A 673-nucleotide genomic window follows, 5' to 3' on the forward strand; every position below is an offset into this window, starting at 1 on the left:
TGTTAGTCGTGAAGTATCGAAGGAAAGTAATAGATGATACCGTTTCAGACTATGCCAAAGATAAATTTGTGTCATTGAGTGAAAAATATAATATCACATTAGTCGAATGGAACCACGATATTGACCATATTCATATCGTGTTCAAAGCACAACCCAACAGTGAATTATCGAAATTCATCAATGCCTATAAAAGTGCCAGTTCAAGGCTTATCAAGAAGGATTTTCCCCATGTTCGTAAAAAGTTATGGAAAGAAATGTTTTGGTCAAGAAGTTTTTGCTTGTTGACGACTGGTGGTTCACCTATTGAAGTGGTGAAAAAATATATTGAAAATCAAGGGATAAAGTGAGGTGATTTGATATAGCTAAACAAAATAAAGCGTACAAGTTCAGATTGTATCCAACAGATGAACAGGCCTTGATTATACGCAAAACATTCGGATGTGTTCGTTTCGTCTACAACAAGATGTTAGCTGAACGTAAAAGAACTTATGAGTTATGGAAAGAGAGGATAAAGATGCCTTAAAAAAGGTGAAGCCCCCTACTCCCGCCAAGTACAAAAAAGAGTATGAATGGCTAAAGGAAGTAGATTCATTAGCGTTAGCGAACGCACAACTCAACTTGGATAAGGCATATAAAGCATTCTTCAAAGGGAATGCCAAGTTCCCAAAATTCA

The 673-nt window shown here is 36.4% G+C and carries 1 protein-coding gene and 1 pseudogene; both read left to right on the forward strand.

What is annotated here, in order from left to right; translation table 11 throughout:
* Positions 1-347: IS200/IS605 family transposase (tnpA, locus tag IEX12_RS23170; RefSeq protein ID WP_188725999.1), on the forward strand; the 347-nt coding region annotated here is incomplete at its 5' end.
* 11 nt (positions 348-358) lie between these two features.
* Positions 359-673 (forward strand): annotated as a pseudogene (locus IEX12_RS23175) (helix-turn-helix domain-containing protein); the annotation flags it as partial.

The organism is Lentibacillus populi (assembly GCA_014642895.1).
GTDB classification, from domain to species: Bacteria; Bacillota; Bacilli; order Bacillales; family Amphibacillaceae; genus Lentibacillus_C; species Lentibacillus_C populi.